Origin of the sequence: Streptomyces sp. 147326 (assembly GCF_045000215.1) — a bacterium.
Taxonomy (GTDB): domain Bacteria; phylum Actinomycetota; class Actinomycetes; order Streptomycetales; family Streptomycetaceae; genus Streptomyces.
The window spans coordinates 8,838,001-8,858,577 of record NZ_CP134201.1 but is presented as its reverse complement, the minus strand read 5'-3'; the positions used below and the strand labels follow the sequence as shown (position 1 = coordinate 8,858,577).

At 71.4% G+C, this 20,577-nt stretch carries 15 protein-coding genes and 2 pseudogenes; 7 read left to right on the top strand and 10 right to left on the bottom strand.

Translation table 11 applies throughout. From position 1 onward, the window contains the following. The first annotated feature begins 105 nt into the window (after positions 1-105). On the top strand, positions 106-690 hold the full coding sequence (locus RIU97_RS41195; protein ID WP_404962625.1) for a GNAT family N-acetyltransferase: 585 nt from the start codon (positions 106-108) through the stop codon (positions 688-690). On the opposite strand, the pseudogene RIU97_RS41190 reads toward RIU97_RS41195, so the two are convergent. Beyond that, positions 603-812, bottom strand: a pseudogene (locus tag RIU97_RS41190) (hypothetical protein); the annotation flags it as partial. The gene RIU97_RS41195 and the pseudogene RIU97_RS41190 overlap by 88 nt on opposite strands. Before the next feature lie 1,334 nt (positions 813-2,146). Here RIU97_RS41190 and RIU97_RS41185 point away from each other — a divergent pair. The 3 genes and pseudogenes from RIU97_RS41185 (at position 2,147) to RIU97_RS41175 (ending at position 3,164) form a co-directional block, all read left to right on the top strand. After that, the gene (locus RIU97_RS41185; RefSeq protein WP_404962624.1) at positions 2,147-2,767 is read left to right on the top strand and encodes an NAD-dependent epimerase/dehydratase family protein; all 621 of its coding nucleotides are present in this window, start codon (positions 2,147-2,149) and stop codon (positions 2,765-2,767) included. After that, positions 2,671-2,892 (top strand): annotated as a pseudogene (locus tag RIU97_RS41180) (NAD-dependent epimerase/dehydratase family protein); the annotation flags it as partial. The gene RIU97_RS41185 and the pseudogene RIU97_RS41180, both read left to right, overlap by 97 nt. Then, a complete protein-coding gene (locus RIU97_RS41175; RefSeq protein WP_404963112.1) occupies positions 2,787-3,164 on the top strand; it encodes an alpha/beta hydrolase in 378 nt (125 codons plus the stop codon). The pseudogene RIU97_RS41180 and the gene RIU97_RS41175, both read left to right, overlap by 106 nt. Positions 3,165-3,442: 278 nt before the next feature. On the opposite strand, the gene RIU97_RS41170 is transcribed toward RIU97_RS41175, so the two are convergent. The 6 genes from RIU97_RS41170 to RIU97_RS41145 form a co-directional block, all read right to left on the bottom strand. Then, positions 3,443-5,896: a helix-turn-helix domain-containing protein gene (locus tag RIU97_RS41170; RefSeq protein WP_404962623.1), complete on the bottom strand. Its 2,454-nt coding sequence runs from the start codon at positions 5,894-5,896 to the stop codon at positions 3,443-3,445. A gap of 3 nt (positions 5,897-5,899) precedes the next feature. After that, positions 5,900-6,121, bottom strand: a complete 222-nt coding sequence (locus RIU97_RS41165) for a hypothetical protein (protein WP_404962622.1) — start codon at positions 6,119-6,121, stop codon at positions 5,900-5,902. Between the two features lie 738 nt (positions 6,122-6,859). After that, positions 6,860-7,081, bottom strand: a complete 222-nt coding sequence (locus RIU97_RS41160; protein ID WP_404962621.1) for a hypothetical protein — start codon at positions 7,079-7,081, stop codon at positions 6,860-6,862. Between the two features lie 114 nt (positions 7,082-7,195). Next, a complete protein-coding gene (locus RIU97_RS41155) occupies positions 7,196-8,509 on the bottom strand; it encodes an MFS transporter (protein WP_404962620.1) in 1,314 nt (437 codons plus the stop codon). Further along, positions 8,506-9,045: an ArsR/SmtB family transcription factor gene (locus RIU97_RS41150; RefSeq protein WP_404962619.1), complete on the bottom strand. Its 540-nt coding sequence runs from the start codon at positions 9,043-9,045 to the stop codon at positions 8,506-8,508. Before RIU97_RS41150 ends, RIU97_RS41155 begins: the two co-directional genes overlap by 4 nt. Next, positions 9,035-9,631 carry a hypothetical protein gene (locus RIU97_RS41145; RefSeq protein ID WP_404962618.1) on the bottom strand — a complete coding sequence of 199 codons (597 nt, stop codon included), beginning with the start codon at positions 9,629-9,631 and terminating at the stop codon, positions 9,035-9,037. Before RIU97_RS41145 ends, RIU97_RS41150 begins: the two co-directional genes overlap by 11 nt. 192 nt (positions 9,632-9,823) lie before the next feature. On the opposite strand from RIU97_RS41145, the gene RIU97_RS41140 reads away from it, so the two are divergent. Beyond that, entirely contained in the window at positions 9,824-11,413 is a 1,590-nt protein-coding gene (locus RIU97_RS41140; protein WP_404962617.1) for an alpha/beta hydrolase, read from the top strand. Positions 11,414-11,756: 343 nt separating this feature from the next. Here RIU97_RS41140 and RIU97_RS41135 read toward each other — a convergent pair whose 3' ends face one another. Further along, the gene (locus tag RIU97_RS41135) at positions 11,757-14,231 is read right to left on the bottom strand and encodes a bifunctional serine/threonine-protein kinase/ABC transporter substrate-binding protein (RefSeq protein WP_404962616.1); all 2,475 of its coding nucleotides are present in this window, start codon (positions 14,229-14,231) and stop codon (positions 11,757-11,759) included. Between the two features lie 860 nt (positions 14,232-15,091). Next, positions 15,092-15,313 carry a hypothetical protein gene (locus tag RIU97_RS41130; protein WP_404962615.1) on the bottom strand — a complete coding sequence of 74 codons (222 nt, stop codon included), beginning with the start codon at positions 15,311-15,313 and terminating at the stop codon, positions 15,092-15,094. A gap of 226 nt (positions 15,314-15,539) precedes the next feature. On the opposite strand from RIU97_RS41130, the gene RIU97_RS41125 reads away from it, so the two are divergent. Then, positions 15,540-15,950, top strand: a complete 411-nt coding sequence (locus tag RIU97_RS41125; protein ID WP_404962614.1) for a DUF1330 domain-containing protein — start codon at positions 15,540-15,542, stop codon at positions 15,948-15,950. A gap of 874 nt (positions 15,951-16,824) precedes the next feature. On the opposite strand, the gene RIU97_RS41120 is transcribed toward RIU97_RS41125, so the two are convergent. Further along, positions 16,825-17,049: a hypothetical protein gene (locus RIU97_RS41120; protein WP_404962613.1), complete on the bottom strand. Its 225-nt coding sequence runs from the start codon at positions 17,047-17,049 to the stop codon at positions 16,825-16,827. A 1,810-nt stretch (positions 17,050-18,859) separates the two neighbouring features. Here RIU97_RS41120 and RIU97_RS41115 point away from each other — a divergent pair. Then, positions 18,860-20,554 carry an alkaline phosphatase D family protein gene (locus RIU97_RS41115; RefSeq protein WP_404962612.1) on the top strand — a complete coding sequence of 565 codons (1,695 nt, stop codon included), beginning with the start codon at positions 18,860-18,862 and terminating at the stop codon, positions 20,552-20,554. Positions 20,555-20,577: the final 23 nt, after the last annotated feature.

The window sequence follows — 20,577 nt, the reverse complement described above, 5'->3', positions numbered from 1 at the left end:
TACCCCAGACGGGCACCCGCGCCCGAAGCCCCGATACCGGCGTCGGGGACCAAACGGTCTTGCTGTGCGCGTGGTCGCAGCGGGCCAACGGAGATACTTCGGCCCATGGACACGAGTGCGGGGGCGGACGGGATTCGGCCGGGCCGTCCCGTGGAATGGGCGCTGCGTTCCGCAGAGCCGGCGGATGTCGAGGCGATTGCAGAGCTGCGGGCAACGGTGATGCGTCCGGACCTGGAGCGGCTGGGACGGTTCGACGAGCATCGGGTCCGGCAGCGGCTGCGGAATTCCTTCTCCCCGCAGCACACGTCGGTCATCGTGGCCGACGGCGCCTTCGCGGGCTGCGTCACTGTGCGACCGGCCGAGGACGGGCGGTGGCTGGAGCATTTCTATCTCACTCCGGCCCTCCAGGGCCGGGGGCTCGGATCGGCTGTGCTGCGAACACTGCTGGAACGGATCGATGCCGGCGGCGTGCCCGTTCGCCTGAATGTCCTGCAGGGCAGCGCCGCCCGGCGGCTGTACGAGCGCCACGGGTTCACCGTGGAGGTTCAGGACCCGATCGACGTCTACATGGTGCGACGGCCGGGTGCTCGGTCACAGGAACGTCAGTCCTCGGTCTCCTCGACGCCGCCGTCCGCCTCCGGGTCGCACAGGGGCCGACCGCCGGCCGGGGTCGAGGCGCGGAAGCTGTAACGGCCGAGCACGTTGAGTTTGGCGTGGCGAAGCGGGGAGAGCCGGGCGACGTCCTCGTCCAGGACGTCGTGCTCGTGCTGGCCGGCGGGCACGGCACGCAGCGCGGTGACGGCGGCGCCCAGGCTCGGCTACAACCTCTCGGGTGGCCCCGGAGTCGAGGGCGGTGTCGAGAGCGGCGCGGGCGGCGGCCGCGGCGGCGGAGGCGTCGCGGTTGTGGAGGGAGCCTTCGGCCCGGTAGGTCAGGAACACTGCTCTGGTTCGGGAGCTGCGTGGATCGAGTCCGCCCAGTCCGGAGTCGATCGCGGCGCGGGCGCGGCCGGGGTCGCCGAGGTCGAGCCAGCAGCGGCCGGCGTCGGTGTTGACGTCCGCCATCAACATCCAGGAAACCACGGGGGGTGTGTCGTTGGGGTGTATCCGGTCCAGCTCGGTCTCGGCGGACGTCAGCGCGCGCTGGGTTCCCTGGTGGTCCTGGAGTACGGCGCAGGCTCGTGCGCGGCGTACGTCGAGCAGGGAGCGAGCAGCCGCTGTGCGGGTGCGGGAGCGGGCGTGTTCCAGGACGCGGATCGCATCGGCGGGCCTGGACAGCCAGGTGGCCTGGTAGGCGAGGTCGGACAGGGCGACGGCGGCGAGGTCGGGGTCGCCGGCTTGGTGCGCGGCGTGGACGGCGGCCTGCCAGTGGCGTTGGGCGTCGGCGTGCCGGTCGGTGTCGAAGCGCAGCCATGCGGCGCAGTGCGCGAGGTCGGCAGCCACGACATGGAGGCGGCGGCTTGCTGCCGAGTGGTGGCGGCCCTGGGTGATCAGGTCGATCGCGGTGTTCAGGTGGGCGTCGATGAGGGTGGAGACCTGCGGGTGCGGTCCGGCGGCAAGGGTACGCAGCTCGCCGGACCGCTGCTCCAGCCACGTGAGGAGTTCTTCGTCGATGTGTTGTCCGTCGAGGGCCTGGGACAGGTGGCGTGGCTCGATGCGGGCCCAGCCGGCGGCGATCTCGATGAGGGTGCTGCTGCTGAGTACCAGGAAGGATCGTCGGTCCATGCGGGTGATCTGCACCTCTCGCAGGGCGGCGCGGCTTCCGGAGGGGCTGAACGGGGCGGGCTGTTCGAGGGCGGGCAGCCAGTCGGGTCATCGGAGTTGTTCGAGCGCGGCGGTGGGAACGTCGTGGACGTCGGCCTGCAGCGGCTGGCTCTCCTCGCTCGGTGTGGTGCGGCCTGTCTCCCAGAGCCAGATCCGGTTGCGGTCGATGCCGCTGCGCAGGCCGCGCCTGCGGGCCTGGTCACGGAGCAGGCAGGCGAGGTCGTCTCCGGACCAGTGGTGCTGGCGGGGGTTGGGGAGGTTTCACCGGGGCCGGGCACACAGCGGCCACGCAGTCATCCCCCGGAGCCCGGCATGGTCCGGTGGTGTCCTCGACGGCGTGACGCCGCGCATCCGCGCGGCGCCGTCGAGAAGGGCTGGTCCTCGCGTGAACACAGGGGATCGCTTCGCTGCTCTGTCCGGCGCGACCGGCACGGTGACCGGAGGCTTCGGACTGGTCGGCAGCCGCATCGTGCACAAGCTCCGCGCGCTGGGCGCCAAGCCGCTGGCCGTGGGCCGCCTGGACGCCTGGACGCCTGGACGCCTGGACGCCTACGGCAGTTGCGTCTACTCCTCCGTGTTCGGCATCTCGCCAGGGGACCCGGACGTCGTCGTCGGCGACATCACCGACGCCACGCTGATGCACGACCTGCTGTCGCGCAGTGACTACGTCGTCCACGCTGCGGCGCTGGCCGACGTCGCGGAGTACACCCGCAATCCTGCGGCCGCGCTGGAGGCCAATATCCGCGGTACCCAGACCGTGCTGGATGCCGCAGCCCGGCACAGCGGCACGCTGAGGCGGCTGGTCTTCGTCTCCTCGGCCAGCGTCTACGGCGTCGGTTCGGGAAACGCGGGGGCCCCGTTCGGCGAGGGGGACGCGCTGACCCCGGGTCGGTCTACGCCAACACCAAGCTGTGGGGCGAGCATCAAACGGCCCTGGCCCTGGGCAGTGGCGACGACAGTTACGCGATCGTGCGGTACTTCTCCGTCTACGGCCAACCTCAGGTGATCAAGGAGAACAGCCACAGCTGGGTGGTGGCCTGGTTCGCCAGGCGGGCCGCGCTCGGCCTACCGCTGCACCTCAACGGCGGCGGCCACCAGGTGCGGGACTTCGTGCACGTCGACGACATCGCGGAGGCGACCCTGCTGGCGGCCGTGACCGAGCGCGCGGACCGTACGACGCTCAACGTCGGCACTGGCCGCGCCACCTCCATCCGGCAGACCGCCGACCTGGTGCGCCGACGGAGCAGACCGCCGAACGGCTCGGATCGGGAGTGGTCCTCGCATACGAGGGCGAGGGACACACCGGTTATCTGTTCTCGTCCTGCGTGCGCGGCTACGTGCACCACTTCCTGCTCGACGGGCAGCTGCCGGCCGGGAACCGGACCTGCCCGGACGAGGGCTGACGAGGGCCTGGGAGGCCGGCCGCCCGGGTTCGGGCGGCGGGTGCCTCTGCCCCTCCCGCTCCGTCAGCTTCCGGACCCTGACCGGTGGTGCCATCCCGCCTCCCCTGCTGGATGGAAGCGACATCACTTCCAACCAGCACAACGAGCGACCCGGCGAACCTATGCGGTCACAGCACTAGAGGCGGGTCCGTTGTCGCAGCAATGCAGACCGGCAGGTGCGTCCAGGGGCTGGGCGCGCCGCTGCTCTGGGTTCCCGAAGTTGGTGGTGCCTCATTGCGTCATGGGTTGTGCGCGGCGGCTCGTTCGTACCATCGCAGCGCTTCGTCGATCTGGCCGCTGGCTGCGAGTGCGGATGCGGCCTGGCTGAGTGCTCCGGTGTGGCCGGCATGTGCTGCCCGTTCGTACCAGGTGAGTGCTTCTTCGGTTCTGTCCTGGTCGCTGAGCATGGTGGCTGCTTCGAGCCATGCCTGGTGGTGTCCTGCCGCTGCTGCTCGCTCGAACCAGTTCAGCGCTTCATCGATGCGGCCTTGTGCGTGGAGCAGGCGGGCGCCGGCGATCAGGGGGCTGTCGGTGGGGTTCGGGGCCGTGGGGGCAGGGGGCGTGATGGCGTCGAGGCGGCCGTGGCGGTGTGCTGCGGCGATGAGAGTGTCCTGGTCGATGACGGCTGGTGTGTCGGTAAGTGCTTTCCACACCGAGTCCGGCGGAGTGCCGGTTTCTCCGGTCAGCGTGTGGGCGAGGTAGTCGCTGAGTGCATAGGCGTGTTCGTCGGTGTCGGTCACCGAAGGGCGTCGGCTGCGGTGCAGCATGCTCAGGCCGCCGGCCACGGGGGTGGTGGCGTGGGCGATGGCTGTCTGCGCCCAGTCGTCGGGCAGGAGCTCCCAGACGAGGGGGTCGAGGTAGTCGACGGCCGCGGCGAGCAGTACGTGCTGCGGCAGTGGGTGCACGGCGCCGAGGGCTCGGGCAGCGGCAGCGGCCTTGACGAGAGCCTGGGTAGCGGGTGGTGCTGTCTGGTAGCGGGAGCGGAGTCGGGGGCCGGCGGTCAGCATGGGCAGGACGCGGGTTTCGGTCAGTTGTGCGGCCTGCCTGAGAGGCTCGTCACCGAGCTCGAGGGCGGTCTGGTGTTCTCGCTGCGTGAAGTGTTCACGGACGGCGAGGAGTGCGGCCTGCTGCATGAGGGCCCTGGCGTGGGGTGCCGGGTCGGGCTCGGTGTGGGAGGGCGGGCTGGTGAACTCGTTGGCGTAGTGGGGCCAGAGGGTGCCCAGGACCAGGAACGGGCCTCGCGTGGGGTCGCCGAGGACGGAGCGCAGTGTAGTGGTGAATTGTTCTCCTTGCGGCCCGTGGAGGGAGTGCTGGGCTTCGTCGAGCCAGATGACGGTGCACGCGGGGAGGTGCTGCAGTTCGGTGAGGACGCTTTCGGGGTCTGGTGCCGGCCAGGGGCGCCAGAGTCTCCAGGGCTGGGGCAGGTGGCGTACTGCTTCCCATATCGCTCGGGTTTTGCCGCTGGCGGACGGTCCCACCAGGAAGACCACGGTGCTGCGGCCTGTCACGGCACGGTCTATGTGGTCGTGGAGCTCCAGGTCGTGGGGGCGGGGGATGTAGGGCGTCAGGGGTGTGGCGGCGCTGTTGGGGGCGGCGATGGGGTGGACGCCGAGTTCGTGGGGGTCGTAGTCGGTGATGGGCCGGCCGGGCGTGGTGTGCGTGCGGGAGGCGACCCATAGTTCACGGATCGTTTGGAGCATGCTGGTGCGGTCCCAGGTCGCCATGTCGGCCAGGACAGATGCGATGGCTTCGGTGTCGGCCTGGCCGATGGCTGTGCCGGTGGCGAGGCCGCGGCGGATGGTGTCCCGGGACGGGGCGCCGCGCAGATGGTCGTCCTCCAGGATCGCGGCGGCGATCGTGTCCAGGGTCGGGGCTCCGGCGGCGAGGTAGGCATCGTGGAGCAGCGCGTTGAGGTCTTTGAGGGGGCCGGGTGGGAGGTTGGGCCGGGGAAGGGTTCTAGGGCGCTTGATGCGTGGTCCCGGTGCGGGGCGTACTGAAGCGGTGCGTTGGGCTGGGGGCGGGGGCGGGTCCGTGTCGGGGGTCGCCGTGCTTGCCGGGGTGGGGGCGGGTGTGGCTGGTCGGGCGGGATCGGTGGTGGCGGGGGGCTGCAGTGCCCTGGTCCATGCCTCTTTCCAGGCGGGGATGTCGTGGTGCCGGTGCGCTCCGCCGTCCGCGGTGGTCAGGCACCGTGCGAGGAAGGCGATCATGGTGGAGAGGCTGGGTGGGCGTCGCTGGGTCAGCAGGCTGTGCGCGGTGGTGCGGGAAAGTGCGGGAAGCCGGCCGGTCGGGTCGCGCCGGCACAGCTCGCGCAGGCTGGGAGCTCCGCTGGCCAGGTAAAGGTAATGCAGGCTGGTGTGCAGGTCCTCGACGGTGGTGATGTACGCGGGCGCGATGAAGCGTGTCGGGTCGTCGGTGTTCCGGCGGGCGCGGGCCTGGCTGTGGCTGGCAGCACGCCACAGCTGCTGCAGGTCGGTGAGGTCTTGCTCGGTGGCGTCGCAGGCGCGGGCATAGGCGAGCACGGTCGGCCAACGTGGCGGACGGTCGCCGCGGTCGGCCCGGGCCAGTGTCGCGACGGAGTACGCGCCGGACATGGCGTGGTAGGGCTTGCCGGCACGCTCGCGCAGCGTCCGAAGACGCTGCGCGAGCGTGTGGACGGGGCCCTGGCCGGTCAGTGGCGTCTTGGGCCGTCCCATCGGTCAGCTGCGGCGCCGGTGGAACACGCCGGTCAGACGGCGAACGACTTCGACGGCGACGCCGGAGGCGATGACCAGAACCGCGATGATCGTCTCGACCGGCATGCCGTAGGCGGCCATGCCGACGGTCAGAGCCAGGATGATTGCGGCCAGGAACGCGGCCGTGGCGGGCAGATGCTGCTCGCTGCGCTGGGACGGTTCCCGCGCATCACGTGATCGGGGCATGGTTCGACCTCCGGGCTGCTTCTCGCTTGTCGCTTCCACTCAAGTGATCTGTCTGGTCCGCGAGTTGCAGCTCGTGGGGCCAGGTTGACGATGATGCCGCACACGCATGGTGCGCTCCACCCTCCACCCACACCCCAATTCGTCATTAATCAGTCGAAACGGTTTCGCATTGAGGCTGGTCAGAACACGTTTGAGCTGATGAGGACCCTGCGGAGCCCGCGAGCGCGCAGGAAAGATTCATTGCGTCCCGCAAGCAGGTCCGCGCCTGCGCGTTGTTGCACCGATGTCCCGCATGGCACCCTTCTGCATGCGGACATCGGTGCAACAAGTCTTGTCGTCTTTCGAGTTCAGGAGCTTTGGGGGCGTGTTGTTGCAGATCCGTCCCGTGCTCTTCCTGTCGCATCTCAGAAGGCAGCGGCAGTCAGCGCGGACTGTTGCGAAGCGACCTGCGGGCCCTCGCGGTCGCTTCCACTCAACACAAGGGCACGCGGACCGCTCTGTTGCAGCAGAGCCCCGCACCGAACGCGGCGGTCCGCCCCACGGGGCGGACCCGCCCGCGCGCCGGCCAGAGCAGCCGAGATCGCGGCCTCAGCCCGACCGGGGTTCCTTCAAGGGCTCTGCGTTGCGGACACGCTCTAGGCGGTCACGTCCACCTGGAGCAGGCGTATCCCTCCAGGGAACGCACGGCGGCGGTCACTGTGCTGGTGACCGCCGCCGCCGTTTCCCGCCTGGGCTGTGTCAGCTGGCCCGCTCGAAGGCGAGGTTCGCGTTCGGGCAGCCGGCCGCGTATCCCAGCAACGCTTCCCGCTCGGCCTGGTCCACCGCCAGACCGCACCGGTGCTTGGTCGCCACCCACTCACCGATGTACCGGCAGTGCACCGCCGGAGCCGGCATCCACGTCGCCGGGTCCTGGTCGCTCTTCTGACGGTTCGAACGGGCCGTGACGCTGACGAGGGTCACGTCCGAACCCAGGTCGTTGGCGTACCGGCGACTTCGCTCCGTCGTGCAGCCGTAGCCACCAGCTGGTGGGGAGCGTCATGTGTAGCGTGCGATATTCCCGTGGTCGCCGAAACCTCAAGACTGATCGACTGACGTCCCTGGCGACGCGGCACGCTCCTGAACGGGATCTGAGGATTTCGGGTGATCTGGATCATCGGCCTGGGCGGCGGCACGCAGCGCCGCCTCTACCCGACGGTTGCTGGTCATGGTCGACGTGACGGCGGTCATGGTGAGGAGGAGGCCGGCGGCAGTGTAGAGCGGGGTGCGTACGTCGTAGGTGGTGGCCAGCCAGCCGCCGAGGAAGGCGCCGAACGGGGCGGCGCACATGGCGAGCATGCGGGAGGTGGAGGCGACCCGGCCCATCAGGTGGGCGGGGACGATCGCCTGTCGGAGGGAGGGGCCGAGCACCATCGTGGCGCCCATGCCCGCTCCGCAGACGGCGAGCGCGAGGCCGGCGACGTACGGGTTCGGGGCGGCGGCAAGGCCCAGGATGGCGAGTCCCTCGACTGCGGCCGTGCAGGTAAGCGCGGTGCCGGTGCCGAGTCGTCGGCCGAGGAAGGAGGCGATGCCCGCGCCGAGCAGACCGCCGGTGGCCTCCGCCGTGAGGAGCAGGCCGAAGCCGAAGGTGTCGATGCCGAGACGATCGTGCGCGAAGAGTGCGAGTACGGTCTCCACGGCGAGGAAGGCGATGTTCCCGACCGCCGGACGCAGCGCGAGCCCGAGCAGCAACTGATCCCGGAATACGTAGGAGGCGCCGGCCCGCGCCTGCCGCAGCAGCGCTTCACGATCCTGCGGTACGGGCCGGGGTGCGGCAGGCAGCGACCGTACGAGCAGTGCGGAGAGCGCGAACGAGACCGCGTCGGCGAGCAGCGGAACTGCCCGCCCGAGCGCGAGCAGGGCACTGCCCGCGGGCGGCCCGGCGAAGCCGGACGCGGCGGTCTGGGTGCCGCGCAGGCGGGAGTTGGCGCGCTCCAGGAGCGCGGGGTCGCGGCCGAGCAGGTCCGGCAGATAGGCCGTGGCGGCCGTGTCGAAGAAGAGGCCGCCGAGGCCGAGGAGGAAGGCGACGGCCGCGAGCAGTGGGATGCTCAGCACGTCGAGCGCGGCCGCTGCCGCCGGTATCGCGAGCAGCACCGCACGTGCCGTGTCCGCGACCCACATCGTGCGCCGGCGGTCCCAGCGGTCCACGAGCGCACCGCCGAGCACCCCGAAGAGCAGCCACGGCAGCGTTCCGGCGGCCGTGACGACGGCGAGCGCCATCGGATCCCGCGTCAACGTCAACGCGAGCAGCGGCAGTGCGGCATGCGTCACCCCGTCACCGAGCGAGGACACCGTCTGCGCAGTCCACAGCCGGCCGAAGCCGGTCGGCAGCTTCCGAACGTCTGAAGTCACTTGGCGTCCCCTTCGGCCTGCTCGCGCGGCGCCGGGTGGAACAGTGCGAAGACGAGTGACGCGTCCGGCAGCGACGGATCGGACAGCTCCCGGTACTCGTCCGCCAGTGCCTGCAGCCGCGCCCCCAGCTCCGCGAACTGCTCCTCGGTGAGTCGCAGATGCGCCATCCGTACGTGCCGCGCGCCGTCCACCGGGGCTGCCTCCAGGTCCGCCACCGCATGCCGCATCAGCACATCCGGACCTCCCTCGCCCGGATCCGGCAGCACGATCGCCCGCGCGGCCATTGCGTAGTACCGCTCGGTGACCCCCCGAACCTTCCGCGTTCGTACCACCTTCACCAGGCCGGCCCGCTCCAGCAGCCGTACGTGGTAGCTGGAACTCCCCTTCGCAAGGCCCACTCGCTCGGCGATCTGCGTAATCGTCGCCGGCTCGAAGCGGAGCACGGCCATGATCCGGTGGCGGGTGAGATTGGAAACGGCGCGTAGCTGCTCGTCAGTGGTGACGTGGAGCGTCTCGGGAAGATCATCAGTGGGCATGCACCCAATGGTCAACACTTCTTGACCATTGGGCAAGGGGTTTTTGTTCGAGCTTCCGGAATCGGCTGCCCGCATCATCGACGTCTACGGACTGGACGAGACCGCCGAACGCCTCACCCGGGCCGAGGACTCCCTCCCCCACCTCATGCAGTAGATCCGCGGACAGGCTGCCGCTGGCCAGACGAGCCAGGGACAGGTCGGTACAGCGGATCCCGCCGCCGGGGTGCCACTCCAGCACCGGCCCAACGGCGTCGCCGTGCTCCTCGCACCAGGAGGCGGGGACCGCGCCGCCGCAGTCGTGGCGCGTGCACACGCACCCCTCGCCCGGCCCGACATGGGCGACGCCGTGACGGACCGGCCCGCCTCGTGCACCTGAGGCGGCGGTGCCGCGCAGGCCGGCCGGCCAGGCCAGCGTGAGGCGCAGGCTTCCCGATCCCGACCGGAACCGGTCGATCACGCGGGCCTCGCCGAGGACGGCCAGGGGCGGCGTCCCGGGCGTGGCCAGGTGCTTGACGGTCAGGCCGAACGTGCCTGCGGACAGGGCGGCGAGCGCGTCGGCGTCCGCATCGGTGGACCAGCCGGGCAAGCCGGTCCTCTGTCGGACTGGCGCGGTCCGGCCGACGCGCCGTCAGGCCCACTGCCGCGTGTCGGCCAGCTGTCCGGATATCGCGTGGTACGTGAGTTGTACAAGGAGTGGCCCTTACGGGGGATCCGCCCCGCCCGCCGATGCAACACGGTGGGCAGGCACGCAATCTCCGAAAGAGCGGACACCGCACGTATGAAGCGCCTCGCACCGCTGTTAGCGACCGCCGGACTCATCGCAACCACCCTGTCCCAGCTGGCCGTTCCCCAGGCATCCGCTGCCCAGTCCACCCCCGAGTACATGAGCCAGAAGCCCGCCTGGCACCGCTGCAGTGCAGACAAACCGGCGACCTACGAGTGCGCGGTCCTCAAGGTCCCGCTCGACTACAAGCGCCCCCAAGGCCCCACGATCGACCTCGCGATATCCCGGGTGAAGAGCGAGAACCCGGCCAAGCGGCACGGCGTCATGCTCCTCAACCCGGGCGGACCCGGCACCACCGGGCTCTACCGGCCGATGCGGATGAGCACGGAGATGCCCAAGGACGTACGGGACCGCTACGACCTCATCGGCTTCGACCCGCGCGGCGTCGGGGCCAGCAGCCCGGTCACCTGCGGGCTGAACCAGACCGAGACGGGCATCGGCGGGGCGTACCGGCCCGAGCGCTTCGCCTCGGACGTGGCGTGGGCGCGCAACGTCGCGGACAAGTGCCGTGAGAAGGCCGGTGACGTGCTCCCGTACATCACCACCCGCAACACGGCCCGCGACATGGATGTGATCCGCGCCGCGCTGGGCGAGCGCAGGATCTCGTACCTGGGCTACTCGTACGGGACCTACCTCGGTGCGGTGTATTCCCAGATGTTCCCGCAGCGGACGGACCGCTTCGTGCTGGACAGCGCAGTGGACCCGCACCGCGTCTGGCGCGGCATGTACCAGGTGTGGGCGACCAGCTCCGGGCCGGCCTTCGAGCGGTGGACGCACTGGGCGGCGGAGCGCTCGGCCGAATACGGCCTCGGCGCGACCCCCGAGGCGGTGTCCGACACGTTCTGGGCACTGGTGGCGCGCGCCGACCGGGAACCGATCGACTACTTCGGGCAGAAGGTCACGGGTGACGACATCAGGGACCCGGGAGTGTTCTACTCCCCGGTTGAGGCCTCGATCATCACGAGGTCCCTCAAAGCCGCCGCCGAGCGGACACCCCTGCCGGCGGACGCCGGGGTGCCGGACGTGAAGAGGCTCCTCGCCGGCGGCCGGGGGGCCACCGGGCCGGATACCGACACGGCGGCCGCCCCGGCGCCGGGCAACGGGCCCGCCCCGGCGGCCGCCCCCGGTGACAACGCCACCGCCGTCTACTGGTCCGTGGTGTGCGGAGACACGGAGAACTGGCCGCGCGACCCCGAGCAGTACGCGCGGGACGCGGTCCAGGACAAGGTGAAGTACCCGCTGTACGGGGACTTCGCGTCGAACATCAAGCCCTGCGCCTTCTGGCAGCGGCCGTTGGAGGCCGCGACGCCCATGACGCACCAGGCGAAGGTGCTGACCGTGCAGAACGAGTGGGATCCGATGACCCCGCTCAGCAGCGGTCAGGGCCTGCACCGCGCCCTGAAGGGCTCGCGGATGGTGCTGGCGAAGGGCGGGCAGGGCCACGGCGTGTACCTCACCGACCCCACCTCCTGCGCCAACGACCCCGTCAACGCCTACCTCACCACGGGCCGGCTCCCCGCGAGGGACGTGACCTGCCAGAGTCCGCCACGCGACCAGGAGCCGGCGGGGTCGCCGGCGCCGTGAACCCTGCCATCGTCCTGGATGCCTCACGAGGTGCGAGGGGACACAGGCCGCTCGCCGGTCACCTCATTGGCCGACTGCTCCTTGATCACACTGGACGGAGCGGTGTCCGCGTTGACTTCCGCGACCCGCTCGAAGAACCATCGGGTCGAGGGATTCGCGGCTGCCCCAGGCGACGGTGAATGCACGCCGGTCCAGGGATGGTCGGGGCCGGCCTGGGTGGCTGGCAGCCGGCCTCCGCATTAGACCCGTCAGCGGGACCGTGCGTCCAATGGCGCGCAGGCGACCGCGCGGGACATGGCGCCCTGGGCCGGACTGCTTCCGGGCCGCGTCGCCCCGGCAGGCGTCAGCGGGTGGCGGGTCCGCTCGTCACGGTCGCCCAGCTGCCGTCGTTCACCGTGTACACCGTCAGCCGGCGGTTGACCGTGTCGCCGTTCCCGTCGAAGGTGACGCGGCCCGTTACACCGTCGAAGGCCAGCGTCGCCGCGGCCTGCGGCAGTTTCGCCCGGGCGTTGGGGGGGAGGGTGCCGCCGTTGGCCGTCACGACGGCCTTCACCGCCTCGATGAGGGTCCAGGTCGCGTCGTACGCGTAGGGGCCATACCAGCCGGCCGCCTCCGGGTACCCTGCCTTCCGGTACCGGGCGAGGAAGTCCTGCCCCGCCGCGGACTCCTCGGCGGGTACGCCGATGTTGGTCGCGAGGTCGCCCTCGGCCTTCGGGTTCGCCGTGAGGTATTGCTGGTCGAAGATGCCGTCGCCGCCCATCAGGGGGACGTTCACCCCCGCCTGTTTGAGCTGCTGGGAGAGCGGCGCTGCAGTGTCGTAGTAGCCGCCGAAGTAGACGGCGTCGGCGCCTGAGGACCGCACTCTCTCGGCGAGGCCCGCGAAGGCGCGTTCCGCGGGATCGACCTGCTCGGTACCGACGACGGTCCCGCCAAGCTTCGTGTACTCGGCCGTGAAACCGGAGGTGAGGGCGGTGCCATGGGCGCTCGCGTCGTCGATCACGTAGAGCTTGGTCTTCTTCGCCTCGCCGTGCAGGTACCGGGCGGCGAACGGCCCCTGGTCGACGTCCGTGGCGATGGTGCGGAAGTAGGTGGAGTACGGACGGGACTTGGTTCCTGCGGCCCAGTCGGGGCCCAGTGTCAGGACAGGGTCGGTGTTGCCTGGTGACACGTTGACCACGCCCGCCCTCGCGAGCGGTGCCACCAGGGTCCGGGCGACACCGGAGTTGAGGGGTCCGACGACCCCCAGCACCTTCTCGTCGGACACGAATTGGGCGGCGTTGGGCCCGCCCTTGGCGGGGTCGGCGCCGTCGTCCAGGGCCTTGATCTCGAAGTTCACACCGGGAACGTGCCGGGTTTCGTTGGCGGTCCTGGCCGCCAGGTCGGCGGAGTTCCTGATACCGAGGCCCATCGAGGACAGCCCACCGCTGAACGGTGCGTCCACCCCGATCACCACCGTGACGGACGAGGCCCCCGAGCCGCTGCCGGCCGCCCCGCCGCCGCGGGGTACGTCATCGTCACGAGTGAGGGTCCAGGTCAGGACGGAGCTCGTGGCGAGCGTGGCCAGCGCCGCGCCCAGGATCGCAGAGCGCCGGGTGAGGGCCCGCCGCCGAGCGGACGCCCGCTCGGCGTGCTCCGTCTTGGCCGTAGCCCTGAGCGTGACCGGGTCCTCGGCTGGGGGTACGGGCACGGGCGGGCCGGTCGGCCGGTCCGGCACGGGGCGGTGCGGGGTGCCGGCGGCGGACCTGGAGTCCAGGGCCGTGGGGGTCTGCGGTGACGGCGTCGTCGATGGCGCCTGCTCCGGTGCCGTCGGAGCGGAAGCGTGCTCCGCCGCCGCGTCCGGTGCCGGTGCGGGAGCGGGAGCGGGAGCGGGAGCGGGAGCGGGAGCGGGAGCGGGAGTCGCCCTCAGATCGGGCGTGGGTGTGGGAGTGTGCTCGGGTTGGGGCACGGACTCGTGGCCGAACCCGAGCGCGGCGGATGCGTCGGCCCGGGGCCGGGAGGACCGCAGCACCGACGCCAGCATCTCGGCCGCTTCCGCGGCGCCCACGCGCTGCGCCGGGTCCTTGGTGAGGAGCGCGTCCAGCACGGGCGCGAGCGGGCCAGCGTGGGCCAGCGGCCGGTGCGGGCGGGTGAACACGGCCACGGCGAGGGCGTGGAGCCCCTCCGCCTCGAACGGCGGGTGCCCCTCGACGGCGTGGTAGAGGGTGGCGCCGAGCGCCCACAGGTCGTTGGCGGGGGTCGGGCGCTTGCCCTCCAGCTGCTCCGGCGGCATGTACTGCGGCGTGCCGATGACGATCCCGCTGTGGCTCAGTTTGGTCGTCGCGTCCGCGAGGTGGGCGATGCCGAAGTCGGTGAGGACGACGCGGTCCTTGGTCAGGAGCACGTTGTCCGGCTTGATGTCGCGGTGGACGATCCGCGCCCCGTGCGCCTCGGCCAGCGCGTCGAGCATGGCGGCGCCGATCTCGGCCACCCGCTGCACGGGCAGTCGGCCCCGGCTGCGGATGGCGGCGGCCAGGGACTGCCCGCGGATCAACTCCATGACGATGACGGGGGCGCCGTGGTGCTCCACGACGTCATGGATGGTGATGATCCCGGGGTGGCTGAGAGTGACCGCTGCGCGGGCCTCGCCGGTGAACCGACGGAGCAACGTGGCGCGGTCGCTGTCGTCCATACCCGGCGGGAAGAGGATCTCCTTGACGGCGACTTCGCGTCCGAAAAGCTGCTGGTCGAGGCCACGCCAGACCCGGCCCATACCGCCCTGGCCGATGCGTTCGACCAGCTGGTACCGGCCGGCGATGAGTTCGGGATTCTGCTCGGTCACGCGCACACTCTAGGTCCTGCTGAGCCGATCAGGTGACGGAATCTTGGCTTGATCACGCCCACGGTGACGAGGGGTGCGGTGTGCTCGCGGTCACGGCGCATGCTCGTCGGGTGGTCCTGGACGGTGATGGTGTCGAAGTGTCGCAGCGCCTCGCGAATCCCGTCGGCACATAGCGGGGCGGCGGGTCTGTGCAGAGCGGACTGATCCAGTGCGCGTGGGGGCTCCCGTCTGCGGATTGGAGGACTGGGGGTTCGCGCCACGGGACAGAACCCGGAGGCCTCCGACTTCGGCTCGAGGAGGTCAGCGAAACTCGGCCCGATCGCGAACCGCGGCCGTGGGGACGCGCAGGGTAGGCGGAGCAGGCCTGCGTCGGCTTCGCCATCGCCGCGTTCGCCACCCCTGTCACCCGCTGGCTGACCAAGCCGGCCGACACCCCGATCCGCCCACGAAAGCGGGCGCCGGGTGGGCCGCAGCGGCCTCGCCTCACCGTGCGGTTCGACTCCCACCCCCACTGGCGGAGCGTCGGCCGGAGTCGGGCCAGCCCGACCCGGCTCTGGAGGGCCGCCCGGGAAGGACCGACGAGGTGCCACTCCATCGCAGGCTCCGCTGCGCTCCCGTGCTCCGGGCACCAGGACGATGCCCACGCAGTCGTGCCACTTGCACGCGCACTCCTCCCCTGGGCCGGCGGACGTGATCCCGTGCCGGACCACCCCGGTCGTGCCTGCGGCGGCGCCCCGCATCCGGGCCAGCCAGGACAGCTCCACCCAGAGCCCGCCCGCCCCCGACCGCGCCCGCTCCGATAGCCGGGCGTCCCCGAGCACCGCCAGCGGCGCGGACCGGCGCGGTCAGCCGCTTCACACTCATTCCGGTCGGTGCCTCAGTTCGGCCAGCGCATCGGCGTCGCCCTCCTGCGCCCAGCCGGACAAGCGGTCCGTCCCCTGCGCGTCGTCCGCCAGGAGCAGTGCGGGGTCGTCCGAGCGGAGGGTGCGTGTCCGGCCACCGGGGCCGGATACAGCGATCGTGGCCGCGGGCACGGTGGCGGGAACGCCGATCTTGTCGAGGGCGAGGCGCCAGGCCACCACCGCACGCCGGTCGAACTGCGGATACGGCGCGGCGCCTGCAACCGGGGCGGGGAAGTCGGGCAGGCGCCGGTGCCAGTCCCGCTCGCCGAAAGCTGGGACTCCGGGGCCTGGGCCGCAGAGTATTTCCTCGCCCGCGCGGCAATTACTTCTGGGGTAATCGCACCGCCCAACCGCCCTCAGCTACGTTCTCGGTCATCGCTCACCCCCGGAACGAAGGAGCCCCGTGGTGCCCGCTTATGGCTTCGCTCATCTCCGCAGCCGCCGGAATCACTCTGACGTCATCGAGTACCTGGAGCGCATCCAGGCGACCCTCGACCCCTTCGCAGGCCGCTTCGTCATCCACGGTCCGCCGGCCGAAGTCGTAGAGGGCAGTTGGCCTGGCAGCATGGTGCTGATCGAGTTCCCCAGCCTGCCCAAAGCCCGTGCCTGGTACGACTCTCCGGCCTACCAGACCATCCTGCACTTGCGTACCGACCACATCGAAGGCGACTTACTGCTGATCGAAGGTGTCGGGCCGAACTACCACCCGGCCGAACGAGCTAGCAAGCTGCAAACAAAAGCTGGCCGAGACAGCCAGTCGACCAGTCAGTCCAGCAGCCGCAGACGACGCGATGTCGCAGGAGCAGAATCCCGTTGATCGCCCTCACGGAATGTGTGCCGGAGCCCGGATCGGCTCCGGCAAGATTTTCGTAGCCGGATGCCCTCGCGCAGCGGGCGTCGACCCGGTCACGTTCGCTTGAGGTGGTCGTTCCCTCCGGCGGCAATGGGCGTCAGGAGTGCGAAGCGGCCTCATCCCTCTTCAGGTAGCCGCCCCGGAGGGCAGCCGTCGGCCGGATGCTTCGTGGGGCACATGCCGGGGTCCTCTGCATCGCCGAAGAGGTAGACCCACACGGTGCACGTCGGATCCTCGGTGAAGGACAGCTGAAGTTCATGACCGCGCGTGGCGGTCTCGTCGGGGACGATGCGGCCGTTGGCTTCAGGGCTGGCGTAGAAGGCCCAGCGGCCAGTGGACAGTGTCTCGGGATGAGCGCAACCCATCGCCCTCGTCACGGCTGAGAACGGGCCTTCCTGTGTCGGCCCGGACCCGTGAAGCGCCGTCAGGGGTCGGTCGGTTCCCCTACGGAGCTGGCGTACGCTACCGCGTGCCGGACGACCCCCGACGTGCCCGCAGCGGCACACCGCAGGCGGATGTGGTGGTCGCCGGCCGCAAGTGCCTGCCGTGCCGATGTGCGGATTGGTCACCGGCGCCCGCCTACGGGCACCTGCGGGAGTGACGCAAACCGAGCCGGTCCTGGCCGCGTCGACGGCCCACGGGCGGAGCGCTTGGGAAGCAGTTGGCGGCGTGCTGCCGACCAGGGCAGTGAAATGGCGACGGGTGACGGCTGCCGGGCCCTGCCCGCAGTCGGCAGCGCCATGCGGCCAGGAGCAGCGACCCGCAGGTGCCGCAGCGGTGCGAACCCACTCGGACAGAGGGGCGCCACCCGTGGCGGAAGGCACGGGGCCCGGCGGCGTCAGATGTCGCGGGTCCACACCTCGGGACCGCCTCCCTCCCAACGGATCGGCCCGTCCTCGGACAGATCCACATCCTCCAGGCCGGCACGGCGCAGGAACTGCGGCACATCTGCGGGCGTGAAAGCCCGGCCGAGGTCCGCGTCCACGCCGAGCGCGTGCGCAGTGACCTTGCGCCCGCCCTGCGGCGACACAGGATGGATCCCAATCTCCGTCTGGTCCGCCATCCATCCAGAGTGCGACGCCCCGGCCAGCACGGCATCCGCGGCTTTCGCGCACTGAACAGCGGTGGAGTGGCTCCCTGAGCGGGTCGCGAGAGCGCGATGACTTGACGTCACCTCAGAACTAGTGGATAGGCAGGCGTTTGGGGAAGGAAGGCCGGGTTACACGCATGGACATCGGAAGCGCACACCTGGCGGGTGGGGCTTCCGGAGCGGGCTCCGCCGCATGACGCCCTTCCCCCTTGGCGTCATGCGGCAGGCCCGCCCGCACGACGGGCTGCCGCCCGGATCCGTACGGCACCCGGACACCCCACGGTCTCGGCCCCCTCCCCGGCCGGGACGGGGTGACCGGCGAACCCCCGGCGCCGGCGCTCAGACCGCCGCCCCCGGGCAACGGACCCGACGGCAGCAGCCCGCCACATGATCAATATCGCTGCTCCGTCCGGGGCTGTGCCGCGCAGGCGGGCAGGCGGGCAGGCGGGCAGGCGGGCAGGCGGGCAGGCGGGCAGGCGGGCAGGCGGGCAGGCGGGCAGGCGGGCAGGCGGGCAGGCCAGTGTCACCCGCAGGCCGCCCGGCCCCGACCGGAACCGGTCGATCACCCGCACCTCGGCGAGCACCGCCAGCGAAGCCGTCCCAAGCGCGGTCAGCCGGGGACCGATACCCCGAACTCCCCCGTGGTCAGTTGGGCCAGGGCGTCGGCGTCCGGTTCGGTGAACCAACCGGACAACCGGTCCTCCCCTTCCACGTCGTCGGCCAGGACCAGCCACGGGGCATCGAGCCGGAACCGGTGCTTTGCGCCCCCCGCGGCCGACCACGACCAGTGAGGCCGCCGGCACCCCGGACGGGATGGCGATTTTGCTGTGGGCGAGGAGCCGGGCGACCATCGCGGACCGGTCGAACTGAGGGCTCGCGTCCGTCCCGCCCACCGGGGTCGGGAAATCCGCTTGGCGGCGGCGCCAGTTCACCACTGCGGCCCGGCCCACCCCCGCGATCTGCCCGCCTCCGCCAGCAGCACCATGTCCTGGCCCGGCGCGATCGGGGCTGGGGGCGGACGAGCGGAAGCACCACCGCCCGCGACCACCGGCCGGACCCTGCGTCCGCGGCCGGGACCAGGCCCGAGCCGGTCGCCCACCGCCACGCCGCGACCGGCACCCGCAGCCGGCCCGCCGCCTGACCCCCGTCGAACACCTCTCGCACCGAACGCCCCACGAAACACACCCCAATCACCCATTCAGGCGGTCCGGCAATCGGGCCGCGCCGGATTTTGATGACCCCGCAATGGGGCGCCCGGCCTCCGGAGTTGGCATGCCCTTTTCCCCCTGTCGATCGCAGGGCCCGGGTGGTGTCACCGGCTCCGAAGGCATCGATAGACCGCTGATCAGGGGCATGACCCCCGGCTTCTTCGCAGGCCGGGAGGCTCTTCGTCATGTGGATGTGGCGATCGGTGCCGTGGGACGGCCGGGGAGGAGAACGACCGGAGGACGCACGTGATCGACGTCAGCGGCATCGGCGCCTTCCTCGGTCTGGACGTCGGCAACACCACGCCACCGCCGTCGCGCCCGCCGGGAAGATTTCGGTGCAGTGGTATGGGACAGCGCCGACCATAGCTTCACCGAGAACCTGCCGCGGCGGCGCGGGCACGACGGCGGCGGCGGTACGGGTCCAGGCGCGGGCCGTCGCTGCTGACCCGCTGCTCCCGTGTCCGCCAAGTCCGACGCGGGGCGGCCGGGCCGCACAACGGCGCCGTTTCCGCCGCCGTTCAGTACTGTACAGAGCGGCCGTTCCGTACGTGCGGAGCACCGGAAGGGGACTCGCGATGGCCGGTCTGAGGCTGGGCCCGCTCCTGCGACACGTGGACTGGGAGTCGGGCACGAGCGCGACGGTGTGGGTCGAGACCGACCGGGCGTGCACGGCGGAGGTCCGGTGCCCGGGCGGCGGCGGTGGTTCGGCTCCCACGTTCTGCGTCGTCGGCCACCACTACGCACTGGTGGTCGTGACCGGACTCGCCCCTGGGTCCGCCACAACGTACGAGGTGCTGCTCGACGGCGAGCGGGTGTGGCCCCTCGCGGACTCGCCCCAGCCGCCCAGCACCATCCACACGCCGCCGGTCCCGGCGACGGGCGCGGTGGTCGCCTTCGGCTCGTGCCGGTGGGCGGCGCCTGCTGTGGGCGAGCACGATCCGGTGGGCCCCGATGTCCTCGACACCCTCTCCGCCCGGCTCGCCGCCGACCCGGAGGCCGAGCGTCCGGACGTTCTCCTCCTCCTCGGCGACCAGGTGTACGCGGACGAGACGTCCGCCGACACCCGCGCCTGGATCGCCCGGCATCGGCGGGCCGCCGGCACCGGCTCCGCCGCCCCGCCGGACCAGGTCGCCGACTACGAGGAGTACACCCACCTCTACGACGAGTCCTGGGGCGACCCCGAACTGCGCTGGCTGCTCTCGACCGTACCCAGCTGCATGATCTTCGACGACCACGACGTCATCGACGACTGGAACACCAGCGCCGCCTGGGTAGCCGACATGCGGGCAACGCCCTGGTGGCGCGAGCGGATCACCAGCGGCCTGATGTCGTACTGGGTCTACCAGCACCTCGGGAACCTCTCCCCCGCCGAGCTCGCCGAGGACGAGCTGTACGCGGCGGTACTGGCGGCCGACGACGGCACGGAGGTGCTGCGCGCGTTCGCCGAACGCGCCGACGCCGACCCGGCGACGGTGCGCTGGAGCTACCGCAGGGACTTCGGCCGCACCCGGCTGCTGATGGTCGACACCCGGGCCGCGCGGGTGCTGGAGGAGCAGCACCGGGCGATGCTGGACGCCGAGGAGGCCGCCTGGCTGCGGACGCAGGCGTTGGACGACCCCGGCGGCGTCGACCACCTGCTGGTCGGGACCTCACTCCCGTGGCTGCTGCCCCCGATGGTCCACTTCGCGGAGGGCTGGCACGCGGCGCTCTGCCGCGGCGAACGCGGGCCGCGCTGGGCGCGCCTGGGCGAGTGGCTGCGCCGGCGGGCGGACCTGGAGCACTGGGCGGCGTTCACCTCGTCGTTCGAAAGGCTGACGGAGACGGTGGCCGAAGTGGGGAGGGCCGAGGCGGCCCCGGCGACGGTGTGCGTGCTCTCCGGGGACGTGCACCACGCGTATGTGGCGGAGCCCGTCTGGAGCACCGGGCGGCAGCCGCGCTCCCGTGTCTTCCAGTTCACCTGCTCACCGCTGCACAACTCTGTGCCGACGGCCATACGGGCCGGATTCCGTTTCGGCTGGAGCCGGTTCGCCAAGGGGATCGGACATCTCCTCGCCCGCCACGGACGGGTTGCGAGGCCGGCGGTCCGGTGGGGCCGCACCGGCGGACCGTGGTTCGGCAACCAGTTGATGACGCTGACACTGCGCGGACGTACGGCGCGGCTGCGGCTGGAGAGGGCCTCGGCGGGTGCCAAGCGGGGGCGCCGCGGGACAGACCGCGCGGGAGCGCGGCTCGTCGGCGTCCTCGACCGCAGTCTGACGGACGGAAGCTGACGCCCCGCCGGGCGGTCCCCCCA